At 56.4% G+C, this 15,999-nt stretch carries 12 protein-coding genes and 1 other annotated feature; of the genes, 10 read left to right on the top strand and 2 right to left on the bottom strand.

The window, feature by feature from the left end; all coding sequences use genetic code 11:
* Position 1 precedes the first annotated feature (1 nt).
* Entirely contained in the window at positions 2-190 is a 189-nt protein-coding gene (locus VSQ30_RS08625) for a hypothetical protein (protein ID WP_334463431.1), read from the bottom strand.
* A gap of 584 nt (positions 191-774) precedes the next feature.
* Between VSQ30_RS08625 and VSQ30_RS08620 the strand changes: the two genes are divergently transcribed.
* From VSQ30_RS08620 to tyrS, 10 genes are all read left to right on the top strand, one after another.
* A complete protein-coding gene (locus VSQ30_RS08620; protein ID WP_334463429.1) occupies positions 775-2,994 on the top strand; it encodes a glycoside hydrolase family 3 protein in 2,220 nt (739 codons plus the stop codon).
* A gap of 296 nt (positions 2,995-3,290) precedes the next feature.
* Positions 3,291-4,448, top strand: a complete 1,158-nt coding sequence (gene lgt / locus VSQ30_RS08615; protein ID WP_334463427.1) for a prolipoprotein diacylglyceryl transferase — start codon at positions 3,291-3,293, stop codon at positions 4,446-4,448.
* 14 nt (positions 4,449-4,462) lie between these two features.
* On the top strand, positions 4,463-5,320 hold the full coding sequence (gene folD, locus VSQ30_RS08610) for a bifunctional methylenetetrahydrofolate dehydrogenase/methenyltetrahydrofolate cyclohydrolase FolD (RefSeq protein WP_334463425.1): 858 nt from the start codon (positions 4,463-4,465) through the stop codon (positions 5,318-5,320).
* Positions 5,321-5,326: 6 nt separating this feature from the next.
* Complete coding sequence (gene dxs, locus VSQ30_RS08605; RefSeq protein WP_334463423.1) at positions 5,327-7,213, top strand: 1-deoxy-D-xylulose-5-phosphate synthase; 1,887 nt, start codon at positions 5,327-5,329, stop codon at positions 7,211-7,213.
* Positions 7,197-8,003: a TlyA family RNA methyltransferase gene (locus VSQ30_RS08600; RefSeq protein ID WP_160641350.1), complete on the top strand. Its 807-nt coding sequence runs from the start codon at positions 7,197-7,199 to the stop codon at positions 8,001-8,003. The genes dxs and VSQ30_RS08600 overlap by 17 nt, the downstream gene beginning before the upstream one ends.
* Before the next feature lie 19 nt (positions 8,004-8,022).
* Entirely contained in the window at positions 8,023-8,853 is an 831-nt protein-coding gene (locus tag VSQ30_RS08595; RefSeq protein ID WP_334463421.1) for an NAD(+)/NADH kinase, read from the top strand.
* 54 nt (positions 8,854-8,907) lie between these two features.
* Positions 8,908-9,360 (top strand): arginine repressor, encoded by a 453-nt coding sequence (gene argR, locus VSQ30_RS08590; protein WP_160641293.1) that lies wholly within the window; start codon positions 8,908-8,910, stop codon positions 9,358-9,360.
* Between the two features lie 6 nt (positions 9,361-9,366).
* Positions 9,367-11,025, top strand: coding sequence for a DNA repair protein RecN (gene recN, locus VSQ30_RS08585; RefSeq protein ID WP_334463419.1), 1,659 nt, complete (start codon positions 9,367-9,369; stop codon positions 11,023-11,025).
* Between the two features lie 95 nt (positions 11,026-11,120).
* Positions 11,121-11,363, top strand: a binding site (T-box leader).
* A 54-nt stretch (positions 11,364-11,417) separates the two neighbouring features.
* Positions 11,418-11,897, top strand: coding sequence for a GNAT family N-acetyltransferase (locus tag VSQ30_RS08580; protein ID WP_334463417.1), 480 nt, complete (start codon positions 11,418-11,420; stop codon positions 11,895-11,897).
* Positions 11,898-11,902: 5 nt separating this feature from the next.
* Positions 11,903-13,135: a tyrosine--tRNA ligase gene (tyrS, locus tag VSQ30_RS08575; RefSeq protein WP_334463415.1), complete on the top strand. Its 1,233-nt coding sequence runs from the start codon at positions 11,903-11,905 to the stop codon at positions 13,133-13,135.
* 201 nt (positions 13,136-13,336) lie between these two features.
* Here tyrS and VSQ30_RS08570 read toward each other — a convergent pair whose 3' ends face one another.
* Complete coding sequence (locus VSQ30_RS08570) at positions 13,337-15,955, bottom strand: NYN domain-containing protein (RefSeq protein WP_334463413.1); 2,619 nt, start codon at positions 15,953-15,955, stop codon at positions 13,337-13,339.
* Between the last annotated feature and the right edge of the window lie 44 nt (positions 15,956-15,999).

The raw sequence follows: 15,999 nt of genomic DNA, 5'->3' as shown, positions 1-15,999 counted from the left end.
GCTAAAAGCTCCCACTATCAGCAAAGCCATGAGCACTGTCGCGATCAAACATGTTGTGATTTTCCTGCGGATACTTTTCATCATCAATACACTCCTGTTTTGCTTCATCAGGTTTTCGCCAAGGCCTGCCCATAAGCCGCCTTTTTGCCTGCGCCGGGCAAAGGAGGCGGCTATCCTGTTTTTTGGGCAAGCCCTAGCGCAGCTCCCAGGATAGCAGCAAAGGCAGAGGCTGGGGCACAAGGCAACCGCGTTACCCTGTGCCCCCAGCCTAATGCTCCACTGTAATATCCCTGGGGCCGCTCTAAAAAACCTTAATTTTATTATAGGCCGTCTGGCGGGAGTTTGTCAATGACATAAATGGTAAATATTGGGCAAAATGCCAAATAAAACGGCTGCCAGCTTAGACATTTCTTGGGGCTGTCTCATTCCCGGTCTGACTGGCTTGCAAAAATTCCGCTTTGCCTGGACAGCGACCAGGCCGGACATGACGCGGTCCCACGCATTGCCAAACAGTTACCTTGATGAGTGGGAGGTAGAAGTCCCTGCCCACTTCCCAGACTAGAAGGGCTGAAACGAGGAATTGCAGGCCAACAGGTGGATGGTGCATTCCTGCTACCGTATTAAAACCTGTCATTGAAAAGCGTGGGACATATTCGGTCCATCCTACAGCTTTCTCTCCAAAGGCTGTGTTGACAGTGCCTGTTTTCTGGCCTATAATAGAAACAAATCTAGGCAGGTTGCCAAATTTGTTTTTGACAGGAGGATGATGGAAGCGTGCAGAAAAAACAATACCGGGTGTACCAGAACCCAGACGGGCCGGAAATCGGCACTTGCTCGGCAGGCATTTTAGAGGTGGATGGGCTTTATTTTAAGGATTTGGCAGGTACGGGAGAGCTTTTGCCTTACGAGGATTGGCGGCTCAGCGATGATGAGCGGGCAAAGGACTTGGCAAAGCGCCTTTCTGTGGAGGAAATTGCGGGGCTGATGCTCTATTCCCCTCATCAGATGGTGCCCAACATGCCCGGAGGCCCCTTTCAGGCCACCTATGACGGCAAGGCCTTTCCGGAAAGCGGTAAGGAAAAGTGGGCGCTGACAGATCAGCAGAAAAGCTTTCTCGATAAAGACCACGTGCGCCATGTGCTGGCTATGAAGCTGGAGTCCGGGGAAGTGGCGGCCCGGTGGTCAAACGAACTGCAGGCCTTTGCGGAGAAACTGCCCTGGGGGATCCCTGTAAACATTTCCAGCGATCCCCGCCATGGGGCCAGCAAAGCTGGGGCGGAGTTTAAAACCGGGGCGGACGATGTTTCCAAATGGCCCGAAGGCATGGGCATTGCCGCCACCTTTACGCCGGAGGTGTGCCGGGAGTTTGGGGAAGCCATCTCCCAGGAATACCGGGCGCTGGGCATTACCACAGCCCTGTCCCCCCAGGTAGACCTGGCCACAGAGCCGCGCTGGATGCGCTTTGAGGATACCTTTGGCACTCACCCGGGCATGGTGACAGAGCTGGGGAAAATCTACTGCGACAGCCTCCAGACCACCCAGGGGGAAGCAGACGGCTGGGGGAAAAACAGCGTGTGCGCCATGGCAAAGCACTGGCCCGGCGGCGGCCCCTGCGAGGCCGGGCGGGACGCCCACTATCCCTTTGGGAAATTTGCCGTGTATCCGGGAAAAAACGGGGAGGAGCACCGCAAGCCCTTTACAGAGGGTGTTTTTAAGCTGGACGGGCCTACCGGGGCGGCTTCCGCCGTTATGCCCTATTACACCATTTCTTGGGGGCTGGATACGGCAGACGGGAAAAATGTAGGCAATTCATACAGCCGCTACCTGATTCATGACCAGCTCCGGGGCACATGCAAATATGACGGCATTGTGTGTACAGACTGGGGCATCACAGCCGATCCCCTGCCGGACATAGACTCCTTCAGCAGTCGCTGCTATGGCGTGGAGGATTTGACGGTTGCCCAGCGCCACCTGCTGGCCATTGAGAACGGGGTGGATCAGTTCGGGGGCAACTCGGAAATCGGGCCGATTCTGGAAGCTTATGAAATAGGCTGCAAAAAGCATGGGGAAGCCCATATGCGGGAAAGGCTGGAACAGTCTGCCGTGCGGCTTTTGAAAAACATATTCCGCTGCGGGCTGTTTGAAAACCCCTACCTGGATCCTGCCCGGAGCATGGAGATTATCGGCAGCGAAAGGCTGTGCAGGGCTGGATATGAGGCCCAGCTCAAGTCTGTGGTAATGGTGAAGAATAACCAGGCCCTGCCCATCCGGGAGAGGAAGAAGGCCTATATCCCGGCGCGCACCATCAAGCCCCGCAAGGGCTTTTTCCGCCAGCCCATGCCGGAGCAGAAGGTTGCGCCAGTGGCGGCAGAGCTTGCGGAAAAATATTTTGACCTTGCGGAGCGCCCTGAGGACGCGGATTTTGCCCTGATTTTTATAGAAAGCCCCTTGTCCGACGGGTATTCCGCAGAGGACAGGGCACAGGGGGGCAACGGCTATATGCCCATCTCCCTGCAATACCGCCCCTATAAGGCGGAAGCCGCCCGGGAGGAGAGCATTGGCGGCGGGGACTTCCGGGAGGGCTTTACAAACCGGGGCTATAAGGGAAAAACCGGTACGGCAGCCAATGAGTCTGACCTGGATCTGGTGCTGGATGCCAGGGCGGCCATGGGGGATAAGCCTGTAATCGTCTGCCTGCGGATGCATAATCCTACGGTGGTTTCCGAACTGGAGGCTGCTGCCGATGCGATCCTGATTGATTTCGGCGTGCAGGCCCAGGCCATCCTGGATTTGGTCAGCGGCAGGGCAGAGCCTTCGGCGCTGCTGCCTGTGCAGATGCCCAGGGACATGGAGACAGTGGAAAAACACTGCGAGGACGTGCCCTTTGATATGGATCCCTATGTGGACAGCCAGGGCAATGCCTATGACTTTGCCTTTGGCATGAACTGGTCTGGGGTAATCCGGGACAGCCGGACAGAAAAATACAAAAAATAAGGACTTTCCTTGGACAGGCGGCTCCGCACCTTACGGGCCGCCTGCCATTTTCTTTATTCAGGAGGTGTACACCCTTTTTGGGCTTTTTTTCTCAGGCGAATAATTTTTGCTGAGGCTTGCAAGGGCTTGCAAGAATCCTCTGAAATTGGTATAATAGGGAAAGTATTTTGCGTCCTCTGGAGGGCGCAAGGAGGAAATTGGTGTAAAAAATACTGAGAAAGGAACGATACCGGGCACAAAGGGCTGACATTTCATCTCTTTTTGTGCGGATTCTGGTATCGCATGGCGATTTCCATATGACACATGTAGTTTCGTTTCCCGGCCTGGGGCTGGAATTTACCGTAAACGAAGTGGCGCTCCCTCTGGGAGAGTGGCTTGGATTTGGCGATTATTCCATCCGCTGGTATGGCATTCTGATTGCCATCGGCTTTCTGCTGGGCATGGCCTATGCCGCCCGCAGCGCTAAAAAAATGAATATCGACGCGTCCCGGCTGTTTGACGCGGTAATTGTGGGGCTTATCGGCAGCGTCATCTGCGCCCGGCTGTATTATGTGATTTTTTACCCTGGGGATAAGTATATCAAGAACCCTATGGAGATTTTTAAAATACATGACGGCGGCATCGCTCTGTATGGCTCGCTGATAGGCGCCCTGGTGTTCGGCGGGCTTACCGCCAAGTTGCGCAAGCTGCGGGTGCCAGCCGTGCTGGATGTGGCCTCCCTGGGCTTCCTGATTGGGCAGACGGTAGGGCGCTGGGGAAATTTTGTCAACCAGGAAGCCTTTGGCATCCCCACCATGCTCCCCTGGGGCATGGCAAGCGACAACACAGGAAACATTGCGGTGCACCCTTGTTTTCTTTATGAATCCCTTTTGTGCCTTGCAGGGTTTATCATGCTCCATTTCTTCACCAGAAAATGGCGGCGGTATGACGGGCAGACCTTCTTGCTGTACATCGTCTGGTATGGGGCGGTGCGGTTCTTCATTGAGGGCCTGCGTACCGACAGCTTAATGCTTCATATGGTAGAGCTGAGGGTGTCCCAGGTGGTGGCGGCCGGCTGCGTGGTGGTAGGGCTTATCCTGCTGTTCGTGTTCCGGCGCAAAACCAGCCTTTCCGGCTGCGGCAGCCCGGAGGTGATGGAGGCTGTAGGCATGCTAAAGCCGGAAATCGACCCGGCGCTGGAAAAGAGCACTATTTTTGGAGATCTGCCGGAGAAGGAGGAAAGCGCCCAGGAGGAAGAAGCTGAAGCAGAGAAAGAGGAAAAGCAGGAGGCGCCAGAAGGCGGAGAGGAGAAGCCAGAAGAACCGGAAGAGCCTGCAAAGGATGAAGGCATCAAAGAGGAAAAGGCCGGGGGAGAAGAAGCCCCCCAGGAGGGGGAGACGGAAAAGCCGGAAGAAAAGCAAGATAAAAAAGGGAAGAAAGAGAAAAAATCCAGGAAAAAAAGCAAAGGCAAGTAGGGGAGGCTGGCTTTATGGCAGTGCTTATTGACGGAAAGGCCGTATCGGCAAAGGTGAAGGCCCAGGTGGCCCAGGAAACAGAAGAACTGAAGGCAAAGGGCGTCTGCCCGGGGCTGGCTGTGGTCATTGTGGGGGACGATCCTGCCTCCCGCATCTATGTGAACAACAAGAAGAAAGCCTGCGCCGCAGCGGGCATTTATTCTGAGGAACATGCCCTGCCTGGGGATACAACCCAGGAAGAACTGCTGGATTTGATTGACACCCTGAATAAGCGGGAGGAAATCCATGGCATTTTGGTGCAGTCCCCTTTGCCAAAGGGCCTTGACGAGGCCGCTGTGGTGGAAAAAATCGACCCCCAAAAAGATGTGGACGCTTTCCACGCCTATAATGTGGGCAAGATTATGCAGGGGAAATACACCTTCCTGCCCTGCACCCCAGCCGGGGTTATTGAGCTTATCAAGTCCACAGGGGTGGACATCTGCGGCAAACAATGCGTGGTTATCGGGCGCAGCGACATTGTGGGCAAGCCCATGGCCATGTTGTTGCTCCATGAAAACGGCACAGTGACTGTCTGCCACAGCCGCACAAAGAACCTGGGAGAAATCTGCAAAAGCGCCGACATCCTGGTGTCCGCGGTGGGAAAGGCCCATTTTGTCACAGGGGACATGGTAAAGCCCGGGGCTGTGGTGATTGACGTGGGCATGAACCGGGATGAAAACGGGAAGCTTTGCGGGGACGTGGAGTTTTCAGAGGCAGAGCCTGTGGCGGGATATATCACCCCAGTGCCGGGAGGCGTTGGCCCCATGACCATTGCCATGCTGCTGAAAAACACCCTCACAGCCGCCCGGCTGCAAAACCGTCTGGGGAGCTGAAACGGGATGGGGAAGTTACTGGAGGGAATCCGCTCGCCCCGGGACATTAAGAGCCTTCACCGGGAACAGCTTTCTGCCCTCTGCGAGGAAATGCGGGAGGTTATCATTGAAACCGTTTCCCATAACGGCGGGCACCTGGCCTCCAACCTGGGCGTGGTAGAGCTTACGGTGGCTCTGTGCCTTGCTTTTGACCCGCCAAAGGATTCCATTGTGTGGGACGTGGGCCACCAGAGCTATGCCTATAAGCTGCTGACAGGCCGTTATCCCCAGTTTTCCACTATACGCCGGGAGGGGGGCCTTGCAGGATATCCCTGCCGGGAGGAAAGCGGCTTTGATGCCTTCAGCAGCGGGCACAGCAGCACCTCCATTTCGGCGGCATTGGGGATATCGGAGGCAAATGCTGTGCAGGGGAAGGACGGCTATGTGGCGGCGGTAATCGGGGACGGCGCCCTGACAGGGGGCCTTGCCTATGAGGGCCTGAATAACGCCGGGCGGCTCCACCGCAATTTTATCGTCATCTTAAACGACAACACCATGTCCATCTCCAAGAATGTAGGCTCCATCGCCCGATACCTTACCTATATCCGCACAAAGCCTGGCTATATTAAAATTAAGCGGAACCTGGAAATTTCCTTTCAGCGGCTGCCCTTGCTGGGGAAACCGTTAGCTGCCCTTTTGCGGCATATGAAGGCCCGGATTAAAAAGTTTTTTTACAACCCCACCATTTTTGACGATTTAGGCTTTGCTTACTATGGCCCTTTTGACGGGCACAATATCAAAGAGCTTACAGAAACCCTGGAAAGCGCCAAGCTTCTGCACAAGCCTGTGCTGCTTCATGTGCGCACCTATAAAGGGAAAGGGTATCAGTATGCCGAGCAGGATCCGGGCATGTACCATGGGCTTTCCGGTTTTGATGTGGATACAGGGGACACAGGGGATAAATCCCACAGCTTTTCAGACGCTTTTGGGGAGGCGCTGTGCCAGTTGGCGGAAGAGAATCCTTCCATCTGCGCTATAACAGCGGCTATGCAGTCTGGCACAGGGCTGAGCGGCTTCCGGGAAAGATTTAAAAACCGCTTTTACGATGTGGGAATTTCCGAGGGCCATGCCGCCACCTTTGCCGGGGGCCTGGCGGCAGGGGGGATGCTGCCGGTGTTTGCCGTCTATTCCAGCTTCCTGCAAAGGGCTTATGACCAGTTGATACATGACGTTTCCCTCCAGGGGGCCAAGGTGCTTTTAGCTATTGACCGGGCTGGCATTGTGGGAGAGGACGGCAAAACCCATCAGGGCGTGTTTGACGCGGCCTTTTTGCAGACCATCCCTCATGTAACGTTGTATTCCCCGGCATTTTTCTCTGAAATGCAGTCCCAGCTTGCGTTTCTCGCAGAGAAGGGGGATGGGCTGTGCGCCATCCGATATCCCCGGGGGAAGGAACTGTACCGCCCCCCGTATTTTCAAGATATGGCAGAGCCGTTCTCCCTGTACGGGGAGGGGGATATCTGCATTGCCACCTACGGGCGGCTTTTCTCCTTTGCGGCGGAAGCCCGGGAGGGCCTTCTGAAGGGGGGGATTCCGGTGCGGCTTTTAAAGCTGAACCGCATTATCCCCATAGACCCAGCGGCTGTACAGGCGGCTGCGGGCTGTTCCCAGGTTTTCTTCTTTGAGGAGGGCGTGAGGCAGGGAGGCATAGGGGAGCGCTTTGGCTTCCTTTTGCAGGAAAGGGGCTTTGCAGGGCAGTATTTCCTGCGGGCGCTGGACGATCCCTATATTCCCCACGCGCCCATGTTCCGGGCGCTGGAGGCTTTAGGGCTGAACGCCCAGGGCATGGCGGCGGTAGTTTTACAGCATTGCGCAGAAAAGAAAGGGGCCGGTTCTTCTGAAAAAACGACTTGACCTGCTGGTGTATGAGCAAGGGGCGGCCCCAAGCCGGGAAAAGGCCAGGGGGCTGATTATGTCCGGGCTGGTGTATGTGGATAACCAGAAGGCGGACAAGCCCGGGGATATGTACCCGGAGGGCGCGAAAGTGGAGGTGCGGGGGAAAGGGCTTCCCTATGTAAGCCGGGGCGGGCTGAAGCTGGAAAAGGCCATGAAGGTTTTCTCCCTGGAGCTTTCAGATGCTGTGTGCATGGATGTAGGCGCTTCCACTGGGGGCTTTACCGACTGTATGCTGCAAAACGGCGCAAAGAAGGTGTATGCCATTGACGTGGGCTATGGGCAGCTTGCCTGGGGCCTGCGGCAGGATCCCCGTGTGGTGAACCTGGAGCGCACCAACGCCCGGTATCTCACAAAGGAGCAGGTGCCCGAGGCCATAGATTTTATGTCTGTGGACGTGTCCTTTATCTCCCTTTCCCTTATCCTGCCTGCTGTAAGGCCTCTGCTGGGGGAAGAGGGCAGGGCTGTCTGCCTGATTAAGCCCCAGTTTGAGGCGGGACGGGAAAAGGTGGGCAAAAAAGGCGTGGTGCGGGACAAGGCGGTACACCGGGAAGTGATTGAGAAGGCCCTGGGCTTTTCCCTGGAAAACGGTTTTTCTGTGAGGGGCCTGACGTATTCCCCTGTAAAAGGCCCAGAGGGGAACATTGAATACCTTGCCTACCTGCAAAAGGCGGAAAGACCCCGGCTGCTGGAAGGGGTGGGAAGCCCAAAAGACGTGGTGGAGGCATCCCACCAGGAACTGGACAAATGAATGAAGGGGGGCGCATGACGTGAGGATTGCCGTGATTCCCAACAGCTCCAGAGCGGAGGCAGAGCGCTGCACCCAGAAGGTTCTGGAGGTTTTAAAGGGCTGCGGCTGTGAAATCCTTTTAAAGCCCTATTGCTATCATGACGGCGGCTGCGTGGAGGAGATACTGGCAGACCCGGAATTGGCCCTGTGCGCCCTGATTCTGGCGGTGGGCGGGGACGGCACCATTATCCACGTGGCAAAGATTGCGGCGGCCCTGGATAAGCCCATCCTGGGCATAAACGCCGGAAAGCTGGGCTTTACCGCTGTGGTGGAGCAGGAGGAGCTTTCCCTTCTGCCCCGGCTTCTGACAGGGTATCAGGAGGAAAAGCGGCTGATGCTCCAGGTGGAGGTGCAGGGGGAAAGAGGCAGGGTTCTGCGCCATGCCTTAAACGACGCGGTGGTGTCGGCAGAGCTTGCGAAAATTATCGACTATCGTTTGGCCCTGGGGGACGGGGAAAGCTATAAATACCGGGCAGACGGCTTTATCGTTTCTACCCCCACCGGTTCCACAGCCTATTCCCTCTCAGCAGGAGGCCCGGTGGTAGACCCTTCCCTGGACAGCATTATCTACACCCCCATCTGCCCCCATTCCCTTTTTAACCGCAGCGTGCTCTTTGGGGCGGGCACCCGCCTGCAGGTGGAAATCCCGGAAAACCGCAGCCGGCTGTACCTGACCATTGACGGGGAAGGGCCTGTGGAGCTGTGGGCCGGCGACAGGCTGGCTTTTTCCCAATCCCCCCGGCGGGCAAGATTTATCAAATTGACAAATAAAAATTTTTACGATATATTAAATCAAAAGCTGGTAAACTGAGAACAGGGGGATACCCCCAGACACCAAGGCGGTTTGCGCCAGAAAGGATCAGCCATGAAAACCCGACGCCATGCCAAGATTTTAGAGCTAATCAAGGAGTACGACATTGAAACCCAGGACGAGCTGCTGCGCTACCTGCGGGAAGGGGGCTTTGACGTGACCCAGGCCACTGTCTCCCGGGACATTAAAGAGCTGCGGCTGGTGAAGGCCCTTTCCCACACCGGGAAATACAAGTATTCTGTGGGCGGAGAGGCTTCCAATGACATGTCCTCGAAATTCTACTCCCTTTTTGCCGACTCTGTACTCTCTGTAGAGTCCGCCATGAACATGGTGGTGGTAAAATGCATGAACGGCATGGCCCAGGCAGTGTGCGCCTCCATGGACGCTATGCACTGGCAGGGCTTTCTGGGCACTTTGGCCGGAGAGGACACCATCTTCATTGTGTGCCGCAGCGAGGCTGCCGCCCAGGAAACCCAGGAAGAATTTACAAAACTGATGAACAGGTGACGAAATATGCTTGCGCAGCTTTTTATCAACAATATCGCGGTGATAGAGCGGGCTTCCATTGATTTGGAACGGGGCTTCACAGTGCTTACCGGTGAAACCGGTGCGGGCAAGTCCATTATCATCGACGCTATACACGCTGTATTGGGGGAGCGCACCTCCAGGGAGCTGGTGCGCACAGGCACCCAGGCCGCCTCTGTTTCCGCCCTCTTTACCGGGCTGGAGCCAGATGTGCTGGCAGCTTTGGGAGAGCTTTCTGTCCCGGAAGAGGAGGACGGCTCCCTGCTCATCCAGCGGGACATCCGGCTCTCTGGAAAATCCACCTGCAAGCTTAACGGCGCCCCTGCCACTGTCTCCATGCTCAAGAGAATAGCCCCCCGGCTTATCAGCATCCACGGGCAGCACGAAAGCTATGAACTGCTTTCCCCAGAGGTTCACATGGACTATATTGACAGCTTTGCCCGGGTGGAAGATCTGCGGGGCAGGTATCAGGCAAGCTACCGCAGGCTGCGGCAGCTTCAGGGGAAGCTGGAGGACTTTAACACCGACGAAGGGGAAAAAGCCCGGCAGCTTGACTTGCTGCGCTATCAGATTGACGAAATTGAAGCTGCGGATATCCGGCCTGGGGAGCAGGAGCGCCTTGCCCAGGAGCGGGAGGCTATCCGCAACAGCGAGAAAATCGCCGCCTCTGTGGAGCTTTCCAAAGCCCTTTTAAGCGGGGACGAGGACAGGGGAGGCGTGTTGTCCGATTTGGCCCAGGCAGCGGCTGAAATGGAAAAGGCGGCGTCTTTCTTGCCGGAGGCGCAGGAAGCGGCCCAGAAGCTGCGGGAAGCAAGCTATCTTTTAGAGGATGCGGACGCAGCCCTGCACAGCCTTGCAGTGGAGTTTGACCCCTCTGCCCTGGACGCTATAGAGGAGCGTTTGGATTTGCTGTACCGGCTGGGGCTGAAGTATGGCGGCGGGGAGGAGAAAATCCTCCAGTATCTGGCAGATTGCCAGGAAAGGCTTCACGCCATAGAGTTTTCCGACGAGGAGCGGGAGAAGCTGGAAGCAGAATATGAGGAGGAAAAGAAGCGGGCCATCGCTTTGGCAAAGGAGCTCTCCCAGAAACGCCAGGGTGCTTCTGGGAAGTTTACGGCGGCTGTAAAAAAGGAGCTGGCCTTTTTGAATATGCCGGGCATTGAGTTTGTAACGGAGATAGAGCGGGTGCCCCTGCACACAGGGGGGTGCGACAAGCTGCGGTTCCTGGTTTCTGCCAACAAGGGAGAGCCGGCAAAGCCTTTGTCGAAAATTGCTTCCGGAGGCGAGCTTTCCCGGATTATGCTGGCGGTGAAAACGGTGCTTTCCGGCATGGATAAAATTGACACCCTGATTTTTGACGAGGTGGACACAGGCATCAGCGGCGTGGCGGCAAACCGGGTGGGGGAGAAGCTGAAGCAGGTTTCCCATAACCGGCAGGTGCTGTGTATCACCCATCTGGCCCAGATTGCCGCCATGGCGGATAACCATCTGTTTATCAGCAAGCACACAGAAAAGGGCAGAACCTTTACAAAGGTAGAACAGTTGGATTTTGAGGGCCGCAAGCAGGAGGTGGCCCGGATTATTTCCGGGGACGCTGTGACGGAATTACAACTGAAAATGGCGGAGGAAATGCTGCAAAGGTCTTGACATTTGTAAAACCTCCGTGTATAATTACGAACAATGGCAATGACGGAATAAAGGCAATACCGTATAATTCTAAGTGATATATGGCGGAAGCAGGGAATTGTGCGGTGTTGCCTGAAGTAAGCGCTGCTTTATATGGCAAAGAGAGCCTGCGGCTGGTGGAAGCAGGTGCATGGCAGCGGCTGAAAATACCTTCCCGAGCCGCTTCCCTGAACATGCAGTAGGGGGAGCCGTTTAGCAGGCGTTACACTGCAAGGGCATGATAGTGCCTAAAGAGGCCGCAGGCTGGAAGGCTGCGGTAAACTGAGGTGGTACCGCGGTTATGTTTAATCGCCCTCTGGACGGGAATCCCCGTGCGGAGGGCTTTTTTGTTTCCCAAAGGAGGTGTGTAAGGCTTGATAACTTTACAGAAAGCCGGCATAGAAGATGCCAAAACCATCCATGCCATGCAGGTGCGGGCTTTCCGGGACCTGCTGGAAAAATACCAAGATTACGCCACAAATCCGGCGGCGGAGCCTGTGGAGAAAATCCTGTGGCGGATGCGGGCAGAAGGCTCCTGCTATTTCTTTATCCTGCGGGACAAAGAAGCCATAGGCGCTATACGGATTGTGGACAGGGGTGCAAGGTGTAGGGTATCGCCTATCTATATCCTGCCCGAATACCAGGGGAGGGGATATGCCCAGCAGGCCATGCTGTTGGCTGAAAAGCTTTATCCCCAGGCCGGCCTGTGGGAGTTGGACACGATTCAGGAAGAACCCAAGCTTTGCCACCTGTACGAGAAGCTTGGCTACCGCAGGACGGGCCAGACAACACAAATACAGCCCGGCATGACCATTGTTTACTATGAAAAGACTATTATAAATGCGAAAGGATGAAGAAAATGGGTATCTATGAAGAACTGCAAGCCCGGGGGCTGATTGCCCAGGTGACAAATGAGGAGGAAATCCGGGAGATGGTAAACGCGGGCAAGGCCACCTTTTATATTGGTTTTGACTGCACAGCCGACAGCCTCACAGCAGGCCACTTTATGGCCCTTACCCTCATGAAGCGCCTGCAAATGGCAGGGAACAAGCCTATTGCCCTGATTGGCGGCGGCACCACCATGATTGGCGACCCCTCCGGCCGTACAGACATGCGCAAGGTGCTGACAAAGGAAGATATCGACTATAACGCCTCTGTTTTCAAGCGCCAGATGGAAAGCTTCATTGAGTTTGGGGAAGGCCCCGGCAAGGCCATGATGCTCAATAATGCCGACTGGCTGCTGAGCCTCAACTATGTGGAACTGCTGCGGGAGGTGGGCCACTGCTTCTCTGTCAACAACATGCTGCGGGCCGAGTGCTATAAGCAGCGCATGGAAAAGGGCCTGTCCTTTTTAGAGTTTAACTACATGATTATGCAGTCCTATGACTTCTACCACATGTTCCAGCACTATGGCTGCAACATGCAGTTTGGCGGGGACGATCAGTGGAGCAATATGCTGGGGGGCACGGAGCTTATCCGCCGGAAGCTTGGAAAAGATGCCCACTGCATGACCATCACCCTGCTGACAGACTCCCAGGGCAAGAAGATGGGCAAGACAGCGGGCAATGCCGTCTGGCTGGATCCGAACAAGACCTCCCCCTTTGATTTCTATCAGTACTGGCGCAACGTGGACGACGCGGACGTGTTTAAGTGCCTGCGTATGCTCACCTTCCTGCCTTTGGAGCAGCTTGACGAGATGAGCGGCTGGGAGGGCAGCCAGTTGAACCAGGCAAAGGAAATCCTGGCCTTTGAGCTGACCAAGATGGTGCATGGGGAAGATGAAGCCCAGAAGGCCCAGGAGGGCGCCCGGGCGCTGTTTGGCGGCGGGGCGAGCACTGCCAATATGCCCACCACAGAGCTGACTGAAGAAGATTTGGCTGACGGGCAGATTGGCATTTTAGACCTGCTGTTAAAGGCCGGGCTGATTCCCTCCAAGGGCGAAGGCCGCCGTCTGGTGCAGCAGGGCGGCGTTTCCGTAAATGACGAGAAGGTGACAGACTTTGGGAAAAGCTTTGCAGCCGCAGATTTTGGGCCGGAGGGGCTTATCATCAAAAAAGGCAAGAAGGTTTTCCACAAGGTGGTTTTAAAATAGCCATCATCATTCAAAATGCTTTTAATCTTTGGGTAAACACACTCTATGCATAGTAAAGTTTAGGGCCGCCCTTTACAAAGGGCGGTGGGTTTGGGCAAAGCCCAAGGTCTTTGCTTTCAAGCCACTCAAAGCCCAAGCAAAAAGCGCTCCTTTTCCCGCCAGATGGGAGAGAGGGAGCGCTTTTTTGTCCGCTATCAGTGTTCAGTTGCGGGCCTTTTCAAAGGCCGCCCGCATGGCTCCGCCCCGGGAAGCTGTCCGGCTGTCCGCGATAATCCGGGCAATTTCCCCCTGGGTACGCTCCACCTCTTCCCGCAGCTCCTGGGCGGAAACCCGCAGCGCGCCATGGCCCAGGATAATAAGCTGCTCTGCAAAATCGGCGGTGGCCACCCGCACCCGCTGGCCTTCCAGGGAAAGCTTATAGCTGGCTTTTTCAATGTAAGCATCGGCTGTTTCCGCCTCTTTTGTGTAAACCACGTGGATGTTGTGATACTGCGACACCGAGCCAGATCCTCCCGGCACCTTGTAGGCATCAAAAGCCAGAATTACCCGGTTCTGCCGGAAGCCCTGGTAATTGCTTAAAATGTCCATTAGAAGGTAGCGGGCAGCGTCCAGGTTTTCCTTTGCCGCCTCATTTAAATCCTTCCAGGCAAAAATTATGTTGTAGCCGTCCACCAGCAGATACTCCGGCCCTGCTTCCGGGACAGGCACAGTTATCTTTCCCCGGGAAGCGTCCCGGGCTGGCTTGGGAGGCGGCTGAAAGGCCCGGGGCTTTACAGCGCCATAGGTCTTTTCAAAAATGGCCTGTAATTCATTGTCCAGGGCAAGCCCTTTAGCAGGGGAGGGTCGCTGCCTGAGAGCAGGGGCAGGCTGGGAAGGCTCTTCCGAAGCAGGGGCTGGCAGGTCAAGAGGGGGCAGGTGCATATGGCGCTCCACCTCATGCCAGGGCACCTGGAAGCCAGCCCCATGGGCGCAGAATACAGAACCAGGGGGATCCTCCAAATCCCCTTCCGGATCGTATCCCGTTTCCGCTACAATTTTTTCCTGCTCCCCGCAGGGCAGATAACCGTTTACAGTGCAGGAAAGCCTGCCATGTCCCTTAGTGTAGGCGGCAAACTCCAAGGCATAGTCTCCAAAAGCTGCCACAGGCACCCGGGCGGAAAGGAGGGCCTCGCCGCCTGCTGTCTCCGGCGGATCGCTTTCCCCGCCCATGCGCTGGATGTCTGTCAGCGCCCGCCCAAGGCTTCCCTCAGGCAGTTCCATCCGCAATGCGTACCACGGCTCCAGCAGCACGCTTTCCGCCTTCATCAGCCCATGGCGCACAGCCCGGTAGGTGGCTTGGCGGAAGTCCCCGCCCTCTGTGTGCTTTTCGTGTGCCCTGCCCGCCACCAGGGTAATTTTCATGTCCGTAATGGCAGAGCCGGTCAGCACGCCCTTGTAAGTCTTTTCTCCCAGATGGGTCAGCACCAGCCGCTGCCAGTTCCTGTCTAAACGATCCTCAGAGCAGGACGAGGCAAACACCAGCCCGCTGCCTAAGGGCAGCGGCTCCAGCAGCAGATGCACCTCCGCATAGTGGCGCAAAGGCTCAAAGTGCCCCACGCCCTCCACCGGGCCTTTGATAGTTTCCCGGTACACCACGTGCCCTGGGCCGAAATCCACCTCAAGGCCAAAGCGGTCATGAATCACCCGCTTTAAGATTTCCGCCTGCACCCTTCCCATCAGCCGCAGGTGGATTTCCCCCAAAGCCTCGTTCCACTCCAGGTGAAGCTGGGGATCCTCCTCCTCAAGCTGCCGCAGCTTTGGCAGTACGGCATGGGGCTGCGTGCCCTCCGGCAGCAAAAGCTGGTAGGTGAGGGCTGGCTCCAGCACAGGGGCCGCCCAGGCCCCCTCTTTTCCCAGGGACTGCCCTGGGCAGGTGGTGGAAAGTCCCACAGCGGCACACACAGTCCCCGGGCCGGCCTTGTCCACCGCTGTAAATTTTGCCCCGGAATAAATGCGGATCTGGTCGATTTTTTCTTCTCCCCCCGGCAGGGGCAGGGTAGATTTTACTGGCAGCTCTCCTCCCGTCACCTTTATGTGGGTCAGCCGTGTGCCTTGGCTGTCCCGGGAAATTTTAAACACCCGGGCGGAAAATGCCTCTCCCCATTGGGGGCGGGGGGCAAAGCGGGCAAGGCCTGCGAGAAGCTCCCGCACCCCCTGGGTTTTCAGGGCCGCGCCGAAATAGCAGGGAAAGCACCGGCGGGATTCCACCAGCCTCTGGAGGGTGCCATCAGAAAGGGCGCCCGTCTCCAGATATTCCCCCAGGGCCGCCTCGTCCCCCAGGGCGGCTTCCTCCCAGAAACCCTCCTGCCCAAAGGCGGAAAAGTCTGTGACAGCGTCGGAAAGAGAGCCTTTCAGCCGGGCCAGCAGCGCTTCCCGGTCAACAGGCTGATCCATCTTGTTGAGGAAGAGGAAAACCGGGATATGGTGCTTTTCCAAAAGCCGCCACAAGGTCAGGGTGTGGCCCTGGAGGCCGTCCGGCGCAGAGATAACCAGGATGGCGCAGTCCAGCACCTGCAAGGTGCGCTCTGCCTCGGCAGAGAAGTCCACATGGCCGGGAGTGTCCAGCAAGGTGATTTCCACGTCCTGCAAGGGCAGCACTGCCTGCTTGGAAAAAATGGTGATGCCCCGCTCCCGCTCCAGCTCATGGGTGTCCAGAAAGGCGTCAGCATGATCAACCCGGCCCAGGCTGCGCAAAGCGCCGCCTAAATAGAGCATGGCTTCTGATAAAGTGGTTTTTCCCGCGTCCACATGGGCCAGGATGCCGGCGGTCAGCTTGCGCATAAAGTTCCCCTTTCCCGAATTCGTAATGCTTATAAGTATACCAC

The organism is Acutalibacter sp. JLR.KK004, from assembly GCF_036941085.1.
In the GTDB taxonomy this organism is placed as follows: Bacteria; Bacillota; Clostridia; order Oscillospirales; family Acutalibacteraceae; genus Acutalibacter.
The sequence above is the reverse complement of the archived record's forward strand: the minus strand, read 5'-3'. Positions and strand labels throughout refer to the sequence as shown.